The organism is Marinobacter salinisoli, from assembly GCF_017301335.1.
GTDB lineage: Bacteria > Pseudomonadota > Gammaproteobacteria > Pseudomonadales > Oleiphilaceae > Marinobacter > Marinobacter salinisoli.
In genome coordinates, this window is record NZ_CP071247.1 from 215,811 (window position 1) to 233,631 (window position 17,821).

At 57.9% G+C, this 17,821-nt stretch carries 16 protein-coding genes and 1 tRNA gene; 7 read left to right on the forward strand and 10 right to left on the reverse strand.

Features of this window, described 5'->3' with window-relative positions; genetic code table 11:
• Window positions 1-132 precede the first annotated feature (132 nt).
• From livH to LPB19_RS01035, 7 genes are all read left to right on the forward strand, one after another.
• Window positions 133-1,056: a high-affinity branched-chain amino acid ABC transporter permease LivH gene (gene livH, locus LPB19_RS01005; RefSeq protein ID WP_206644241.1), complete on the forward strand. Its 924-nt coding sequence runs from the start codon at window positions 133-135 to the stop codon at window positions 1,054-1,056.
• Window positions 1,056-2,330 carry a high-affinity branched-chain amino acid ABC transporter permease LivM gene (locus tag LPB19_RS01010; RefSeq protein ID WP_206644242.1) on the forward strand — a complete coding sequence of 425 codons (1,275 nt, stop codon included), beginning with the start codon at window positions 1,056-1,058 and terminating at the stop codon, window positions 2,328-2,330. The genes livH and LPB19_RS01010 overlap by 1 nt, the downstream gene beginning before the upstream one ends.
• Before the next feature lie 6 nt (window positions 2,331-2,336).
• Window positions 2,337-3,092 carry a high-affinity branched-chain amino acid ABC transporter ATP-binding protein LivG gene (gene livG, locus LPB19_RS01015; RefSeq protein WP_206644243.1) on the forward strand — a complete coding sequence of 252 codons (756 nt, stop codon included), beginning with the start codon at window positions 2,337-2,339 and terminating at the stop codon, window positions 3,090-3,092.
• A gap of 9 nt (window positions 3,093-3,101) precedes the next feature.
• The gene (locus LPB19_RS01020; RefSeq protein ID WP_206644244.1) at window positions 3,102-3,803 is read left to right on the forward strand and encodes an ABC transporter ATP-binding protein; all 702 of its coding nucleotides are present in this window, start codon (window positions 3,102-3,104) and stop codon (window positions 3,801-3,803) included.
• A gap of 269 nt (window positions 3,804-4,072) precedes the next feature.
• On the forward strand, window positions 4,073-4,537 hold the full coding sequence (locus LPB19_RS01025; protein ID WP_206644245.1) for a DUF3015 domain-containing protein: 465 nt from the start codon (window positions 4,073-4,075) through the stop codon (window positions 4,535-4,537).
• A gap of 86 nt (window positions 4,538-4,623) precedes the next feature.
• A complete protein-coding gene (locus tag LPB19_RS01030) occupies window positions 4,624-6,492 on the forward strand; it encodes an Lnb N-terminal periplasmic domain-containing protein (RefSeq protein WP_206644246.1) in 1,869 nt (622 codons plus the stop codon).
• Window positions 6,462-7,388, forward strand: coding sequence for an alpha/beta hydrolase (locus LPB19_RS01035; protein ID WP_206644247.1), 927 nt, complete (start codon window positions 6,462-6,464; stop codon window positions 7,386-7,388). Before LPB19_RS01030 ends, LPB19_RS01035 begins: the two co-directional genes overlap by 31 nt.
• Window positions 7,389-7,438: 50 nt before the next feature.
• On the opposite strand, the gene pnp is transcribed toward LPB19_RS01035, so the two are convergent.
• The 10 genes from pnp to tpiA form a co-directional block, all read right to left on the reverse strand.
• Entirely contained in the window at window positions 7,439-9,628 is a 2,190-nt protein-coding gene (gene pnp / locus LPB19_RS01040) for a polyribonucleotide nucleotidyltransferase (RefSeq protein WP_407943936.1), read from the reverse strand.
• A 279-nt stretch (window positions 9,629-9,907) separates the two neighbouring features.
• Window positions 9,908-10,177 carry a 30S ribosomal protein S15 gene (gene rpsO / locus LPB19_RS01045; RefSeq protein WP_206644248.1) on the reverse strand — a complete coding sequence of 90 codons (270 nt, stop codon included), beginning with the start codon at window positions 10,175-10,177 and terminating at the stop codon, window positions 9,908-9,910.
• A gap of 80 nt (window positions 10,178-10,257) precedes the next feature.
• Window positions 10,258-11,184 (reverse strand): tRNA pseudouridine(55) synthase TruB, encoded by a 927-nt coding sequence (gene truB / locus LPB19_RS01050; RefSeq protein ID WP_206644249.1) that lies wholly within the window; start codon window positions 11,182-11,184, stop codon window positions 10,258-10,260.
• Entirely contained in the window at window positions 11,181-11,603 is a 423-nt protein-coding gene (gene rbfA / locus LPB19_RS01055) for a 30S ribosome-binding factor RbfA (protein WP_206644250.1), read from the reverse strand. The genes truB and rbfA overlap by 4 nt, the downstream gene beginning before the upstream one ends.
• Window positions 11,603-14,158, reverse strand: coding sequence for a translation initiation factor IF-2 (gene infB, locus LPB19_RS01060; RefSeq protein ID WP_206644251.1), 2,556 nt, complete (start codon window positions 14,156-14,158; stop codon window positions 11,603-11,605). Before infB ends, rbfA begins: the two co-directional genes overlap by 1 nt.
• Before the next feature lie 18 nt (window positions 14,159-14,176).
• Window positions 14,177-15,670, reverse strand: coding sequence for a transcription termination factor NusA (gene nusA / locus LPB19_RS01065; RefSeq protein ID WP_206644252.1), 1,494 nt, complete (start codon window positions 15,668-15,670; stop codon window positions 14,177-14,179).
• Between the two features lie 57 nt (window positions 15,671-15,727).
• Window positions 15,728-16,189 (reverse strand): ribosome maturation factor RimP, encoded by a 462-nt coding sequence (gene rimP / locus LPB19_RS01070; RefSeq protein ID WP_206644253.1) that lies wholly within the window; start codon window positions 16,187-16,189, stop codon window positions 15,728-15,730.
• A 324-nt stretch (window positions 16,190-16,513) separates the two neighbouring features.
• A tRNA-Leu gene (locus tag LPB19_RS01075) sits at window positions 16,514-16,598 on the reverse strand.
• Between the two features lie 7 nt (window positions 16,599-16,605).
• Window positions 16,606-16,989: a preprotein translocase subunit SecG gene (secG, locus tag LPB19_RS01080; protein ID WP_206644254.1), complete on the reverse strand. Its 384-nt coding sequence runs from the start codon at window positions 16,987-16,989 to the stop codon at window positions 16,606-16,608.
• A gap of 16 nt (window positions 16,990-17,005) precedes the next feature.
• Window positions 17,006-17,770 (reverse strand): triose-phosphate isomerase, encoded by a 765-nt coding sequence (gene tpiA / locus LPB19_RS01085; protein WP_206644255.1) that lies wholly within the window; start codon window positions 17,768-17,770, stop codon window positions 17,006-17,008.
• Window positions 17,771-17,821 lie beyond the last annotated feature (51 nt).

Genomic DNA, 17,821 nt, shown 5'->3' on the forward strand with positions numbered 1-17,821 from the left:
ACCTTCTCGCCACACTCTGGGAGAAGGTGTTTTTCTTGGCTCCCAAGCTTTATTTTCCCGCCCCCGGCCGGACTTTCCGGACCGGGGGCGAAAAATGAACGGGGAGTGGGCATTCAGAGAGTTCCAAAAACCATGCAAGACCTCTTGTATTTCTTTCAACAATTGATAAACGGGCTGACGATCGGAAGCACTTACGCCCTCATTGCCATCGGATACACGATGGTTTACGGAATCATCGGAATGATTAACTTTGCCCACGGTGAGATCTACATGATCGGCGCGTATACCGCGCTCATCGCAATCACCGGGCTGGCTACACTGGGCGTTGCCTGGCTGCCGCTGGTTCTGATTGTCGCGCTGGTGTGCGCCATGATTGTATCCAGTTCCATGGGCTGGGCCGTTGAACGGGTCGCTTACCGCCCTGTACGTGGCAGACACCGATTGATCCCGTTGATCTCGGCCATCGGCATGTCCATCTTCCTGCAGAACTATGTACACCTGGCACAGGGTTCCCGGAACATTGGGTTCCCGTCACTGATTCAGGGCGGCTTCACCTTCGGCTCCGAAGGCACCTTCCAAATGTCGCTGTCCTACATGCAGATCACTATTTTCATCACCACCCTGATCTGTATGACTGCGCTGTCACTGTTCATCTCGCGCTCCCGGATTGGCCGCGCCTGCCGCGCCGTATCCCAGGACCTGGGCATGGCCAACCTGCTGGGCGTTGATACCAACCGGATTATTTCCGCCACTTTCGTGATCGGGGCAGCCCTGGCCGCGGTTGCCGGCCTGCTTCTGGGTATGTACTACGGCTCCATTGATCCCCTGTTCGGTTTCATCGCCGGCTTGAAAGCCTTTACCGCGGCGGTGCTTGGTGGCATCGGCAGCATTCCCGGCGCCATGCTGGGCGGCCTGATTCTGGGCGTTGCCGAAAGCATGACCTCTGGCTATCTCAGTGGCGAGTACAAAGACGTGGTCTCCTTCGGCCTGCTGATCCTGATTTTGCTGTTCAAACCCACCGGCCTGCTCGGCAAACCGGAGGTTGAGAAAATCTGATGCCTGCTCACAATTTTAAACACGCGCTGTTTTGCGCGGTGATCACACTGATCATTGCTTACCCGATTCTCGGCCTGAACCTGGAGGCCCAGGGCATTAACGTGACCCTGACCGGCGCCGACACCTTTACCGTCGTCAGCGTTTTGATTGCTGTGGTCGCGGTATTCCTGTTCCAGCTGTTCCGCGACACCATTATGGGCAAGCTCCAGGGCGCAGTGTCTGGCCTGAGTTCTGACACCCACAAGGAGCCCTTGGCGGAAAACAAGCGCGCCAAGATTGAGTCCTGGGTTCTGACCGGGGTGGTGGTTCTGGCCCTGTTCTGGCCATTCTTCGTGTCCCGGGGCGCGGTGGACCTGGCCACACTGGTTCTGATCTACGTCATGCTGGCTCTGGGCCTGAACGTGGTTGTGGGCCTGGCAGGCCTGCTGGACCTCGGCTACGTCGCGTTCTACGCGGTCGGTGCCTACACCTTCGCCCTGCTGTCTCAGTACACCGGAATTTCGTTCTGGGTTTCACTGCCCCTGGGAGCCTGTCTGGCCGCCCTGTTCGGGCTGGTGCTGGGCTTCCCGGTTTTGCGGCTTCGAGGCGACTATCTGGCCATTGTCACGCTGGGCTTTGGTGAGATCATCCGTATCCTGCTGAACAACTGGACCAACCTGACCGGTGGCCCGAACGGTATCGGCGGCATTCCCGACCCGACGCTGTTCGGCATGGAGTTCGGCCGCCGGGTCAAGGAAGAAGGCAACACCTCCTTCCACGAAACCTTTGGCATTGCCTACAGTGGCGAGCACAAGGTGATCTTCCTGTACCTGATTGCGCTGGTGCTGGCCGTGTTTACCGCACTGGTGATCCGTCGCTTTATGCGTATGCCGGTAGGCCGCGCCTGGGAAGCCCTGCGCGAAGATGAAATCGCCGCCCGCTCCCTCGGCCTGAGCCGCACCGCCGTCAAGTTGTCGGCGTTCACCATTGGCGCCTTCTTCGCTGGCTTCGCCGGTACCGTGTTCGCCTCCAAGCAGGGCTTCATCAGCCCGGAATCGTTCGTATTCCTTGAGTCTGCGATCATTCTGGCCATCGTCGTGCTCGGCGGTATGGGTTCCCAGATCGGTGTCGTGCTGGCCGCGATCGCCGTGACCATCCTGCCGGAACTGGCCCGTGAATTCTCCGAATACCGCATGCTGGTGTTCGGCGCAGCCATGGTACTGATGATGGTGTGGCGCCCGCAGGGTCTGATGCCCATGCGCCGCATTCACATTGAGCTCAACAAGCAGGGGTAACGGACGATGCTAGAAGTACAGAATCTGTCCATGCGCTTTGGCGGCCTGCTGGCTGTGGATCAAGTATCGCTGGACGTTCAGGAACGGGAAATCGTGTCCGTCATCGGCCCTAACGGGGCCGGTAAAACCACGGTATTTAACTGCATCAGTGGCTTCTACAAGCCCACGGGCGGAACCATCAGTTTTCAGGGCCAGGAAGTACAGGGCAAACCGGACTATCAGATTTCCCGTCTGGGTATGGTCCGCACCTTCCAGCACGTGCGCCTGTTCAATCAGATGACGGTGGTGGAGAACTTGCTGGTGGCGCAACACCGGCACCTGAACACCAACCTGATTGCCGGATTGCTGAAAACCCCGGGCTACCGGGAGCGGGAGCAGAAGGCGCTGGACCGCGCCGCCTACTGGCTGGATCGCGTGGGCCTGCTGGACCTGGCCAACCGCGAAGCCGGCAACCTGGCTTATGGCCAGCAGCGCCGACTGGAAATCGCCCGCTGCATGGTGACCGAACCCAACCTGCTGATGCTCGACGAGCCGGCGGCTGGCCTCAACCCGGCCGAAACCAAGGACCTCAACCAGCTGATTGTCAGCCTGAAAGAGGATTACTGCGTGTCCGTGCTGCTGATCGAGCACGACATGAGCCTGGTGATGGATATTTCCGACCGCATCAACGTAATCAACCAGGGCCGGCCCCTGGCCAGCGGCACCCCGGAAGAGATCCGCCAGAACGACGACGTGATCAAAGCTTACCTGGGTGAGGCCTGAGGAAATCCAATGCTAGTACTAGAGAATGTCCATACTCACTACGGCAAGATCGAAGCGCTGCACGGCGTCTCAGTCGAGGTCAAAAAGGGCGAAATTGTGTCCCTGATCGGCGCCAACGGCGCCGGCAAGACCACGCTGCTGATGACCGTTTGCGGTACCCCGCAGGCCACGTCCGGCCGGGTGATTCTGGAAGGCCGGGATATTACCCGGGAGCCAACCGCGCAGATCATGCGTTCCGGCATCGCCATCGTGCCCGAAGGCCGCCGCATCTTCTCTGGCCTGACCGTCGAGGAAAACCTGCACATGGGCGGGTTCTTCAACACCAAGGCGGAAATTCGCAAGAGCCAGGATCATGTGTACGAGCTGTTTCCTCGCCTGAAAGAGCGCGAAAACCAGCGTGCCGGCACCATGTCCGGCGGCGAGCAGCAGATGCTCGCCATCGGCCGTGCCCTGATGAGCAAGCCGCGCATGATCATCCTGGACGAGCCATCGCTGGGACTGGCGCCCATCGTGATCAAGCAAATCTTCGAGATCATCGGCCACCTGCGTGACGAGGGCATCACCGTGTTCCTCGTTGAGCAGAACGCCCACCAGGCCCTGAACCTGGCGGACCGCGGCTACGTGCTCGAAACCGGCAAGATCCGGCTGCACGATACTGGTAAAAATCTGCTGGCCAACCCGGAGGTTCAGAACGCCTACCTGGGCGGCTGATGGATTGACCAGCGCAGACAAAAGCCGGCGTGTGGAATCATACGCCGGCTTTTGTGTTTTTAAACACGACACAAACTTCTCTTTCGGAATATTTTTCAGGAAAAATCAATTACTCACGCCGCGTTTTGCTTGCGCTTTCGGGATTTGAACTATACTCAGACGAACGGTAATCCTGTCTCCGCACAAACCAGTCAGGGCCGTTTCCGCAATGCAGCGCCCGCTTCCGGGCCTTCATGCGTTGACCGCGCAACCACACAAAGGAGTGGATAATGAAAAAACTGATTGCAGGTGCAGTTCTTCTGGGTGCTTCTTCCCTGGCCTTTGCCCAGCCGGGTTGTGGCGTTGGTGCCATGATCTGGAAGGGACAGTCCGGCGCAGCCCCGCACATCCTTGCGGCGACCACCAACGGTACCTTCGGTAACCAAACGCTGGGCATGACGACCGGTACGCTGGGTTGTGATACTGATCAGTCGGTCCAGTCCATGGCCATGTTCATGGACAACAACATTGATAAGGTCGCCCGCGATATGTCCCGGGGCAGTGGTGAGAACCTCGATACTCTGGCGGTTCTTCTGGGCGTAGAGCCTGCCGACCGGGAATCCTTCCGCAAGGTATTGCAGGACAACTTTGCTACGATCTTCCCAAGCTCAGACACCACCTCCGGTGAAGCCGTGGATGCCATTGTATCCGTGCTGGAGCAGGACAAGACACTGAGCAAGTATGTCGCTGCCTGATCCCGAAATCACTTAAGGATTCACGTGCGCCACGGATGGCCGACCTTTCCGCAACAACACGCTAACATCCGGATGTATTGAACCCCATGGGCAACTTGGTACGCTTTGGGCTTGTAGTGTGCTGGCTTGCCCAGTTTCCTTTTGCACTGGCCCAGTCCCCCACCAGCGATGGTGAACCGCTTCATTCAGATCCGGCCTGGCTTACCCTGGGTCATTATCACCCCAACACCCTCGGTGGTGGTTTCACCAGCCAGGCCGACGACCCGGACTTCTTCCTGAGTGAGAACGGCAAACACTCTCCCGAAGCGGAGTTGAGAGCTACGCTGCAGGCCATACAGCAAGCTGGCGACGGCAACGGCCACGCCCAGTGCCGCTTCCCGGCCCGAACCGCATGGCTGTCCGAAGCCATGGGCCTGTCGCTGCCCGAGGTATCCTGTCCCGGGTATCAGCAGTGGGCTGACGAACTGAACACCAGCAGTGTAACGCTGGTGTTCGCCGCCTCTTACCTGAACAGTCCCTCGTCCATGTTCGGCCATACGTTTTTGCGACTTGACCCACCCCGAACGGATGCCACCACCAATCTGCTGCTGGCGAGTACCATCTCCTACGCTGCCGATGCCGCGGCCCATGACAGCGAACTGCTGTTCGCCTACAAAGGCATTTTCGGCGGTTATCCAGGTGTCACCAGCGTTACGCCGTACTATGAAAAGATCCGACTGTATTCGGACATCGAGCATCGTGATTTGTGGGAATACCGGCTCAATCTGTCGAAGGCCGAGGTAGACCAGCTGCTGGCCCACGCCTGGGAAATCCAGGACCGCAATTTTGACTACTATTTCTTCGATGAAAACTGTGCCTACCGGCTGCTGGCGCTGATTGATGTGGCGCGACCGGGCACACAGTTGCTTGGCGAGGTGTCGACGCATGCGATCCCATCCGACACGGTGCGTTGGGTGCTGGAAAAAAACCTCGTCAGCGAGATTCACTACCGCCCGTCGGCGGCCACCGAAGTGGCCTACAGCCTGGATAACCTGCCCGAGCATCATCGGGAGCTCGCGGCGGCCCTCGCTACCGGCAATCTGCAAGCCGAATCCTCTGCGCTGGCCGGCCTGACCGATGAACAGCGCGCCCGGATACTGGACGCCACTTACGACTACGTGCGCTATCAGAGTGAGGCCGAAGGCTGGCCGCGGGAATACGCTGCTCCACTTTCACACGACCTGCTGAGAGAACGCAGCACCGTCGAAGCCGCCCCGGACACTCCACAACCCCCACCACCAGCGGTTCGGGATGATCAGGGCCACGACACCTTTCGCGCCAGCCTGGGGGCAGGACAAATCGACGGGCGGGAATTCGTACGCATGAGCCTTCGCCCTGCCTACCACGACCTGCTTGACCCGCCAGCCGGCTACCGACAAGGCGCACAACTTCAGTTCCTCGGTCTCGATACTCGGTACTACACTGATAACAACGAGTGGCAGGTGGAGCAAATCATTGGTGTGGAAATACGCTCGCTCAGCCCCAGGGACGCCTTTTTCGATCCGCTGTCCTGGCAGGTTGGTTTCGGGGGCCGCCGAACCGACACCGGCAGTAAGCGAGTACTGACTCCTTACCTGGACGGCGGCGCCGGGGGTAGCTGGCTCCTGGCGGATCAGCTTCAGGGATTCGCCATCGCCACGGCGGATCTGGAAGTGGATGACGACCTGAACCGGGGCTACGACGCCGCACCAGGCGCCGATGTCGGCCTGCTGTATCAGGCGTCGCGACTGAGCCTTCTGGGCGGATTGAAAACCAAGGCGTGGATTGTCAGCACTCAACACCGGCAAGATCAGGCCTACGTCAGGTCAGGCTGGCATTTTCTGCCGGGGCTGAGCCTGTATGCCGAGTTCATTCGAGAGCACCATTACGACAGGTATCAGAGCACATGGCAGGCAGGCTTTCACGCTTACTTCTGACTCTTTGGCACGCGCTTTCTCACGCAGCCCTCGCCTGCGTTCTGGCTGCAGCCGGCCTCCTCGCCGGTTGCAGCAGCGCGTTCTTCTTCCCGGATAACATTACCTATGTCACCCCGGGTCGCCTGAACCTGGACTACGAGGATGTCTTCCTGAAAACCAGCGATGGCGAAACGCTGCACGGCTGGTGGCTGCCGGCAGCAACCTCGGAGACAGAGCCGTTAGGGACCGTCTATTTTCTTCACGGCAACGCGCAGAACCTCAGCAGCCACATCCTGAACGTTGCCTGGCTGCCAGAGCAGGGCTACAACGTATTTGCGCTGGATTACCGGGGCTACGGTCAATCCACCGGGGCTCCTGACATCGAAGGCGTCCTGAACGACGTCGAAACCGGTCTGAACTGGCTGGGAACCCGCCCCGAGGTCCAGTCGGGCGGGCTCTTTGTTCTTGGGCAGAGCCTTGGTGGCGCCCTGGGCCTGACCCTTGCCAGCGAATGGGTCAAGCGGGGCAAGGAACCAGAGATTGATGGTGTGGTGATTGACGGGGCCTTCTCGGGGTTTCGCGGTATCGCCCAGGAAAAGCTCGGCAGCTTCTGGCTGACCTGGCCCCTGCAAATTCCGCTGAGCTGGACCATTCCCGACGACTACGAGGGCGTCGACCGAATTGACGACATCAGCCCGGTGCCGGTACTCGTCATCCACAGTCTCAGGGATGAGGTCATTCCTTTCCATCATGGCAAAGCGCTCTATGAAGCCGCCGACTACCCCAAGGAGCTGATCGCCACGGACACCCCCCATGGGGCGACCTTTATCATTTCCGCCCACCGGGAGTCGACCATGGCGTTCTTCGCCAACGCGAGCGCCAAGCATGCCCAGGCGCCGGCCGCTCCAAAGCCATAAAAAAACCCGCACTTCCCAGAGGAAGGCGGGTTTTTGTCAACTACCGAGAATTACTCGGCAGAGAAGTCGGTCGGCTGCTCGCCTTCCTTCACTTCTTTCATAGACAGCTTCACACGGCCCCGGTTATCCACATCCAGAACCTTGACCAGGACTTCCTGACCTTCGCTCAGCTCGTCGGTGACGTTCTCGATCCGACGGTCAGAGATCTGAGAGATGTGCACCAGACCGTCTTTGCCCGGCAGAATGTTCACGAAGGCACCGAAATCAACGATGCGCTCGACGCGACCGCTATAGATAGCGCCAACCTCGATCTCGGCGGTGATTTCCATCACACGCTTAACCGCGGCTTGTGCAGCCGCCTGATCTTCCGCGTAAATCTTCACGTTGCCGTCGTCGTCCAGGTCGATGGACGCGCCAGTCTCGTCACAGATGGAGCGGATGGTTGCGCCACCCTTACCAATCACGTCACGGATCTTGTCCGGGTTGATCTTGATCGCGGTGATGCTCGGAGCACGTGCGGACAGTTCCGGACGTGATTCGGCAATAACCTTGTTCATTTCACCCAGGATGTGAAGACGGGCATCGTGCGCCTGATCAAGAGCGATTTCCATGATCTCGTCGGTGATACCGTTGATCTTGATGTCCATCTGCAGCGCGGTCACGCCGTCTTTGGTACCGGCCACTTTGAAGTCCATGTCGCCCAGATGATCCTCGTCACCCAGGATATCGGTCAGAACCGCGAACTTGTCGCCTTCTTTCACCAGACCCATGGCGATACCGGCAACCGGCGCCTTCAGAGGCACACCCGCATCCATCAGTGCCAGGCTTGAGCCACAGACTGACGCCATGGAGCTGGAACCGTTGGATTCGGTGATCTCGGATACCGCACGGATGGTGTACGGGAACTCATCAATGGTCGGCATAACCGCGGCAACACCACGCTTGGCCAGACGACCGTGACCAATCTCACGACGGCCCGGGCTGCCCATACGACCGGCTTCACCGACCGAGTACGGAGGGAAGTTGTAGTGGAACAGGAACGGGTCCTTGCGCTCACCTTCCAGCGCATCGATGATCTGCATGTCACGGGCAGTGCCCAGAGTTGCAGTCACGATGGCCTGGGTTTCACCGCGGGTGAACAGCGCCGAACCATGGGTGCTTGGCAGAACGCCAACTTCGATTTCGATCGGGCGAACGGTCTTGTTGTCACGACCATCGATCCGCGGCTTGCCGTCGATAACCTGGTTGCGAACAACCGACTTCTCAATCTTGCCGAAGTACTTCTTCACTTCCTCTTCGGAAGGCTGGCCTTCTTCTTCACCAGCCAGCTTCTCAACTGCCGCTGCCTTGATCTCACCCAGACGAGCATAACGCTCCATCTTGTCACGGATGGTGTAGGCTTCTTCGATCTGACCGGCAAACTCGCCTTTGATAGCGTTCAGCAGTTCGGTGTTTTCCTGCTCTGGCTGCCATTCCCAGCGGGGTTTGCCAATTTCAGCGGCAAACTCTTTGATGGCGGTGATGGCAGACTGCATTTCCTGATGGCCATACAGAACCGCGCCCAGCATCTGATCTTCTGTCAGGCCCTTGGCTTCGGATTCAACCATCAGTACGGCTTCGTCGGTACCCGCGACAACCATGTCCAGCAGGGAGGTTTCCAGCTCTTCAAAGGTCGGATTCAGGAAATAGCCGCGCTCATTGGTGAACGCAACACGCGAAGCACCGATCGGCCCGTCGAACGGGATGCCGGAAATGGCCAGCGCCGCTGAGGCAGCCAGCATCGCCGCGATATCCGGGTCCTGAGTCTTGTTGGCGGACATAACCGTCAACACGACCTGAACCTCGTTCATGTAACCGTTCGGGAACAGCGGACGAATCGGACGGTCGATCAGACGGGAGGTCAGGGTTTCTTTCTCAGACGGGCGACCTTCACGCTTGAAGAAACCACCGGGAATTTTGCCCACAGCGTAGGTTTTTTCGGTGTAGTTCACCGTCAGCGGGAAGAAGCCCTGGCCCGGCTTCGGCTCTTTGGCACCGACAACGGTACCCAGAACCGACACGTCATCGATGGTAACCAGCACGGCGCCGGTTGCCTGACGCGCGATACGACCAGTTTCCAGGGTGACGGTCTTGCCACCCAGTTCAAACGTTTTCTTGGTAGGGGTTAGATTCAGGTTCACAAATCGCTCCTGGCAATGTGTTTCCAATTCATTCAACCGATGCCCTATGGCACCAGTCATGTCGGTTGCAGTTCAGTGCCAGGATTCCAAAAAATCAGCTGTCTGAAAGCTAACAGGCTGTTGTAAAACCCCGGAGATGCCTGCGTGGCCGCCCGGGCTTTCAACAACCTGCTATCAGTTTCGGCTTTCGGTTGCGACAGAGACTCCTGAAATGACTGACACCTCAACTGCGGTTTTCTTGATGAGAAATACACAACCGGCAGAACCCGTCAGAGTTCCGCCGGTTGTAAGGGCGCCCAAGCCGGAGCAAGTACACCCCATCCGATCGAAAAGACCAGATTAGCGACGCAGACCAAGACGCTGGATCAGTTCCAGGTAGCGGTCAGCGTTTTTACGCTTCAGGTAGTCCAGCAGTTTACGACGCTGGTTTACCATACGGATCAGGCCGCGGCGGGAATGGTGATCCTGCTTGTTGGCCTTGAAGTGATCCTGCAGCTTGTTGATGTTGGCGCTCAGCAGAGCTACCTGAACTTCAGGAGAGCCGGTATCGCCTTCACCTTGCTGAAAATCTGTAACGATCTGAGCTTTCTCATTGGCAGAAAGAGCCATATTTCACCTCATTGTTTGCGGTGCAATCGTATTCGGCCGAACCACGCACCTCTACAGCCCGGCTAAACCAGCGACAAGGACTACCTGTCGCTGCTCTTGACCAGTCGGCGGGGCAGCACTTTGACCGCCTCACCATCTGGCAATACTTCGCCCAATCCCACAAACCGGTCCGTACTGTAAAGTCGCACGTGCCCCAAAGGAGATTGGCCTGTCATTCTAACGGGTTGTCCGTTCAAGATCGACTCCACAGCCGAATCCTCCAAGCGGACTTCCGGAAACATCGTTAAGGCGGAATCGGGCGCCTGCAGCAAGCCATCAAGACTTTCGCCCTGCTCCCTCATCGCCTCAAGCTCTTGGATTTGATGAACATTATCCAGGGTAAAACCAGATGCCATGGTACGCCGAAGGGCCGAAACGTGGGCACCACAGCCCAGCGCTTTGCCGATATCCTCAACCAGTGAGCGAATGTACGTACCCTTGGTACAGGTCACCGCGAGATCCAGTTCGTTGTCTCGGATGTCCAGCAAGGTCAGCTCGTAGATGGTGACCGGCCGCGCGGGGCGCTCGATCTCGATGCCCTCGCGGGCGTACTCATAGAGCGGGCGGCCTTTGTGCTTGAGGGCCGAGTACATCGAAGGCACCTGCTGGATATCACCCCGAAAGCGCTCAAGTACCGGCTCCAGGATATCGGCCGTCAGATCACCGGGCACGGGCAATTCCTCAACGACCGCCCCTTCGCTGTCACCGGTTTCGGTGCGAACACCCAGACGCGCGGTGGTTACGTAGGCCTTGTCACTGTCGAGCATCAACTGGGAGAACTTGGTGGCCTCACCAAAGCACAGGGGCAGCACCCCTGTCGCCAGCGGATCAAGAGCCCCCGTGTGGCCGGCCTTGGCCGCACCAAACAGACGCTTGACCTGCTGAAGCACGCCATTGGAGGAAACGCCCAAAGGCTTGTCGACCACCAGAATCCCGTTAACGTCCCGGCCTTTACGTCTTCGGCTCAATCGTTCTGCTCCGGATCGTTCGGTTCGCTGTCGTCGCGCTTGACCGCCGGCTCATCACCGACGGCTTTGCGGATCAGGCTGTCCAACCGACGGCTGTAGCCCTGCAGGGTATCAAAGTGGAAACGCAGTTGCGGGACCACCCGCAACTTCATCGCACGTCCGACCTGCCCGCGCAGGAACCCTGCCGCCTTGTTCAGGACGGCAAGGGATTCCTTCACTTCCGGAGAGTTCTCAGCCAGCTCCTCGGTGGACAGCAGCGAAACGTACACATCGGCATAGCCAAGATCCCGGCTTACCTTCACCGCGTTCACCGTGACCATGCCAACCCGCGGATCTTTTACTTCCCGCTGGATCAGCGTGGCCAGCTCACGCTGCATCTGATCGCCGATGCGTTCTACACGACTGAATTCGCGTGCCATTAAGCCCCCGAAGATTCGAGCTGACGCTCTACGCGGACGCGATCGAAGACCTCAATCTGGTCGCCGACTTTCACGTCGTAACCCTTAACGCCGATACCACACTCCATGCCGTTGCGAACTTCAGGGACGTCGTCCTTGAAGCGACGCAGGGATTCCAGCTCGCCTTCAAAGATAACCACATTGTCCCGCAACACGCGGATCGGCTTGTTACGGTAAACGGTCCCCTCGGTCACCATACAGCCGGCCACTTGGCCAAACTTCGGTGAACGGAACACGTCGCGCACGTCGGCGATACCCACGATGTCCTCGCGGAACTCCGGTGCCAGCATGCCGGTCAGCGCAGCTTTCACATCGTCGATCAGGTTGTAGATGATGCTGTAGTAGCGCAGATCCAGACCTTCCTGTTCAACCAAACGCTTGGCTGCGGTATCGGCACGGACGTTAAAACCGAAAATAACCGCACTGGAGGCCATTGCCAGCGATACGTCGGTCTCAGCAATACCACCGACGCCAGAGGAGACGATTTTAACCTGCACTTCTTCGTTACCAAGATCCTGCAACGCCTTTGTGATGGCTTCCAGGGATCCACGAACATCGGTCTTGAGGACAACGTTAAGTGTCTTGACCTCGTCTTTACCCATGTTCTCGAACAGGTTCTCGAGTTTCGCAGCCTGCTGGCGCTGCAAGCGCTGTTCGCGCTCGCGGGAGTGCCTGAATTCAGCCAGCTCCTTCGCTTTCTTCTCGTCGGTGACGGCAAGGAATTCGTCGCCGGCATCCGGCGTACCGTTCAGACCCAGGATCTCGACCGGAATCGAAGGACCGGCGCCTTTCACCTGTTTGCCGAACTCGTCGGTCATGGCCCGAACCTTACCGTAGTAGGGCCCTGCGACAACCATGTCGCCCTGACGAAGGGTACCGTTCTGAACCAGAACCGTAGCAACCGAACCGCGACCACGCTCCAGGCTGGATTCAACCACAACACCTTTGGCGGGCGCATCGGTTGAAGCTTCAAGCTCAAGCATTTCGGCCTGCAGGATCAGGGCTTCGAGCAGATCGTCAATACCGGCGCCGGTGTGAGCCGACACGGGCACGAACTGAACGTCACCACCCCAGTCCTCAGGAATCACTTCCATACCGGCCAGCTCGTTCTTGACGCGGTCCGGATCGGCTTCTTCCTTGTCCATCTTGTTGATGGCAACCACGATCGGCACACCGGCGGAGCGAGCATGATCGACCGCTTCTTTGGTCTGGGGCATCACGCCGTCATCGGCGGCGACCACCAGAACAACGATATCGGTACATTGAGCACCACGAGCACGCATAGCCGTGAACGCAGCATGCCCCGGGGTATCCAGGAAGGACACCATGCCGTGATCGGTTTCTACGTGATAGGCACCGATGTGCTGGGTAATCCCGCCGGATTCGCCAGAGGCGACCTTGGCACGACGGATATAATCGAGCAGCGATGTCTTGCCATGGTCGACGTGACCCATGACGCTGACCACCGGTGCGCGCTTGGTTTTGTCCTTACCTTCAACGGTGAGCTCACTGAGCACTTCCTCTTCGAAGGCATCTTCATTGACGAGCTTGGCCTTGTGTCCCAACTCCTCGGTCACCAGAACCGCAGTTTCCTGGTCCAGTGCCTGGTTGATGGTGGCCATCACGCCCATTCCCATGAGTGTTTTGATGACATCAGCGGCCTTTACGGCCATGCGCTGAGCAAGGTCACCAACGGTGATTGTTTCCGGAATTTCAACTTCTCTGACCATAGGCTTGGTCGGCTTTTCAAAGCCGTGACGCTTATCTTTGGGTTTCTTTTTCGCCCGCAGCGGTTTACGTAGGGTGGAGACTTCTTCGTCCTCTGAAACCACCAAAGGTTCCTCCACCGGACGGCTGCGCGGCCCACGATGGCCTGCCGATTTCTTCTTCGGCTTGCCTTCGTCCATGTCGTCCCCGCGTTCACGGCCTTTTTCTTTCTTCTTTTTGCTGTGCTTGCGATCCTTGCCCTCTTCCTCGGGCGGCGGCATCGGAATGTCTGATGGTTCCGGTGCCTGCTCGGCTGCCTCGGACTGGGCGGGTTTCTGCTCTGCTCCAGGCTCCGCTTTCGCCTCAACGGCTTCTTCCGGCTTGGCCGGTGCCTGCTCGGTTTGCGATGCCTGCTCGGCTTGCGGTGCCTGTTCAGCCACCACTGCCGGTTGTTCCTCTATCACCGTCTCCTCAGGCTGCTGGGCCTGGGTCTCCGGCGCCTCTGACTCGGGCTGCAGTTCGGCACGCTTGATATACGTGCGGCGCTTGCGAACCTCGACATTGACGGTCTTGGTCTTGCCCGCCTTCAGAGTAGTCGTTGTTTTGCGTTTCAGCGTAATTTTACGCGGCTCGGCCTCTGCCTCACCGTGTGTTTTTCTCAGATAGGCCAGCAACTGCTGCTTCTCATCGCTGGTAACAGAATCGGTTTCTGCACGAGCTTTCAAGCCCGCCTCAACAATCTGCTTCAGCAGACGATCCACGGGAGCGCCTATATCATCGGCCAGTTGTTTTACCGTTACTTCCGCCATACTGGTCCTCCTCCCGAATTAAGCCTGGTCTTCAAACCAAGGGGCACGTGCCGTCATAATCAATTGACCAGCACGTTCTTCATCCATTCCGTCGATCTCGAGCAGGTCATCAACTGATTGCTCTGCGAGATCTTCCATTGTTCGCACACCTTTGCCCGCCAGCTTGAACGCCAGGGCACGGTCCATGCCATCCATCGCCAACAAATCCTCCGCTGGCTCGGCGCCCTCAAGCGCCTCTTCGCTGGCCAGGGCTTGATTCAGCAGCACATCTTTTGCGCGACGACGGAGCTCGGTCACGGTTTCCTCATCGAAACCCTCAATGCCCAGCATTTCTTCCATCGGCACGTACGCCACCTCTTCAATGGAGGTGAAGCCTTCTTCAATCAATACCCCGGCAAATTCCTCATCCACATCCAGACTGGCGGTGAAGTGCTCAACCAGGCGATTGTATTCCTGCTCCTGACGTTCGCCGGCTTCTTCCTCGGTCATCACATTCAGGGTCCAACCGGTCAGGTCGGTAGCCAGACGCACGTTCTGCCCGTTACGACCAATTGCCTGTGCCAGGTTATCTTCCGCCACGGCCACATCCATGGTGTTGCGATCTTCATCCATGACGATGGACGCCACTTCCGCCGGAGCCATGGCGTTGATAACCAGTTGGGCGGGGTTGTCGTCCCAAAGCACAATATCAACACGCTCGCCGCCCAGTTCATTGGACACCGCCTGGACGCGTGAACCACGCATGCCCACGCAAGCGCCAACGGGATCGATACGGCGATCGTTGGTCTTGACCGCAATCTTGGCACGCGAACCCGGATCACGGGCAGCGCCACGGATTTCGATCAGCTCCTCGGCAATCTCGGGCACTTCGATGCGGAACAGCTCGATCAGCATCTGGGAATCTGTCCGGCTCAGAATGAGCTGGGGACCACGGTGATCGGTGCGAATTTCCAGCAACAGCGCTCGAACCCGGTCTCCCATACGGAAGGTTTCACGGGGAATCAGGTGCTCACGCGGCAACAAAGCTTCGGCATTAGCGCCCAGATCCACGATCACGTTGTCGCGAGTGACTTTCTTCACGGTGCCGGAAACGAGTTCACCGATGCGATCACGGTAGCTGTCGACAATCTTGGTGCGCTCAGCTTCACGAACCTTCTGGAAAATAATCTGCTTCGCCGCCTGGGCACCAATCCGGCCAAACGCCACGGATTCGGTCTTTTCTTCGTGAATGTCACCCGGCTTGAGCGCCGGATCGATTTCCTCGGCTTCCTGCAACGTGAGCTCGGTGCCCAGCGCCGGAACCGCATCATTATCCACCACCAGCCAGCGGCGGAACGTTTCGTATTCACCGGTGCGGCGATCAATGGCAACCCGAATATCCGCGTCTTCGTCCTCGTACCGCTTCTTGGCGGCAGTGGCGAGCGCGAGCTCGATCGCTTCAAAAATCACATCCTTCTCGACGCCTTTTTCGTTCGAGACGGATTCAACAACCAGCAAGATCTCTTTACTCATTGGATTGCCCTGCCCTCTAGATAAACCGTACGTCTAACAAATTCTTTTCTTTCGAATTCACTCGAAAACCGGAACGATGTGTGCCCGTTCGATGCTCTCAAACGGCAACAGGTACTCGTGGTCATCAACCACAACCACCACATCCTCGCCTTCAACGCCCTTGATCAGGCCCTGGAACTTGCGTCGCCCTTCAAAGGCCATGCGCAGCCGAAGCTCGACCTGATGCCCTGCATAAGCCTCGTATTGTTCGAGACGGAACAACGGCCGGTCCATTCCCGGAGAAGACACTTCCAACGTGTATTCCACCTGGATGGGGTCTTCCACGTCCATAACACCGCTGATTTGCCGGCTGACCTTTTCACAGTCATCGACTGAAATGCCGTTCTCGGCATCATCAATAAAGACTCGCAGCATGGAATGCCGGCCCTGGGAGCGGTATTCGATCCCCCAGTACTCGTAACCCATACCTTCGATCACTGGCCTCAGCAGATCTTCGAGCTGTTGCAACTTGGCTGACACCTTGCGCCTTCTCCGTATTCAGTTTCCGTGGCCCACAAACAAAAAAAGGGCTGTTTAATCAGCCCTTTTCATGCATCAGGGCCCGATGCGCCAGGCCCCTTTAATCAAAAAGCCCCTTGGTTGGGGCCTTTTGTTGCAAGTACTAACAGGAGGCAAACCCGATAAACCGCCTCCTGCTGACAGACACCTGGCCTGTCAGAAACCCGCGGCCGTCAACGCCCACCGGTTTCAATATCCGCCGGAGTATAGAGACGCCCGACAGACTGGTCAAGGACTGACCAAAAAAAACGGCCTGGATATTCCAAGCCGCTTTTTCTCTTCAAATGGTGCCCAGGGCCGGACTCGAACCGGCACGGCTTTCGCCACTACCCCCTCAAGATAGCGTGTCTACCAGTTTCACCACCTGGGCAATTCTTTTACTCGAGCTCTGGGAGCCCGGAATCCTCACCTTGCTGCTCGCCAGCACTTTGCGACTGACCTTCCGAGGACTCAATCGAGGGAGCATCCTCAGCAGCAGACTCTTCGACAACCGGAATACCAGCCTCACCAGCCACTTCCGCGCGCTGCTTGGCAAATACCGCCAGCGAAAAGCTTGTCACGAAAAACACGATAGCCAACATGGTGGTCAAACGGGTCAAAAAGCTTCCGCTGCCCTGGCTACCAAATACGGTCTGGGATGCGCCACCGCCGAACGCTGCACCGGCGTCTGCGCCTTTACCCTGCTGAATCAGCACCAGGCCGACCAACGCTATGGCGATCACCACGTGCACGACGACTACTAGCGTTTCCATCCAGTCCATAAAAACTCTCGCGAACTTAACCTTTTGTATCGGCCGGAACAGCCCGGCAAATACTTATAAAATCGTTTGCTATCAACGACGCCCCACCAATCAGGCCGCCATCAATATCCGGTTGGGCGAAAAGAGCGGCAGCATTATCCGCTTTTACACTTCCGCCGTAAAGCATCGTCACCTTTTCTGCCGGGGCGCCCATATCAGCAAGCACGTCACGAATCGATGCATGCATCGCCTGAGCATCTTCTGCGGTGGCGGTTTTCCCGGTGCCAATCGCCCAGACTGGCTCGTAAGCCACGACGATCTGCGACCACTGCTCACCCGAGACCTTGCCAAGCCCCTGACGCACCTGAGTTGCCACTACCTCTTCGGCCCGCCCGTTTTCCCGCTGCTCCAGCGTTTCGCCAACGCACACGATTGCGTCGAGACCATTATCGAGCAACAGCGCAACCTTATCAGCTACAGCCTGATCGGTTTCACCAAACAGCTGTCTACGCTCAGAATGCCCAACCAGGGCAAACTGGCAACCCTGATCTTTCGCCATCTCAGCTGAAATCTCACCGGTATACGCACCGGAGTGCCACTCACTCACGTTTTGGACACCTAAGCCCAATTCACCATCAGCGTGCGCGGCCACGTCCTGCACATAAATTGCGGGAGGAATGATAACAACCTCCACACCATTATCAAGGGACGCGAGCTCTGAACGGACGGAACCAACCAGAGTTTTTGCCAGGTCTTTCGACCCGTTCATTTTCCAATTTCCGGCTACGATCTTCCGACGCATAACAGCTCCCAAGCGTGAGAGAGGCGGAACTATACAGGACTCCCCAGCTAC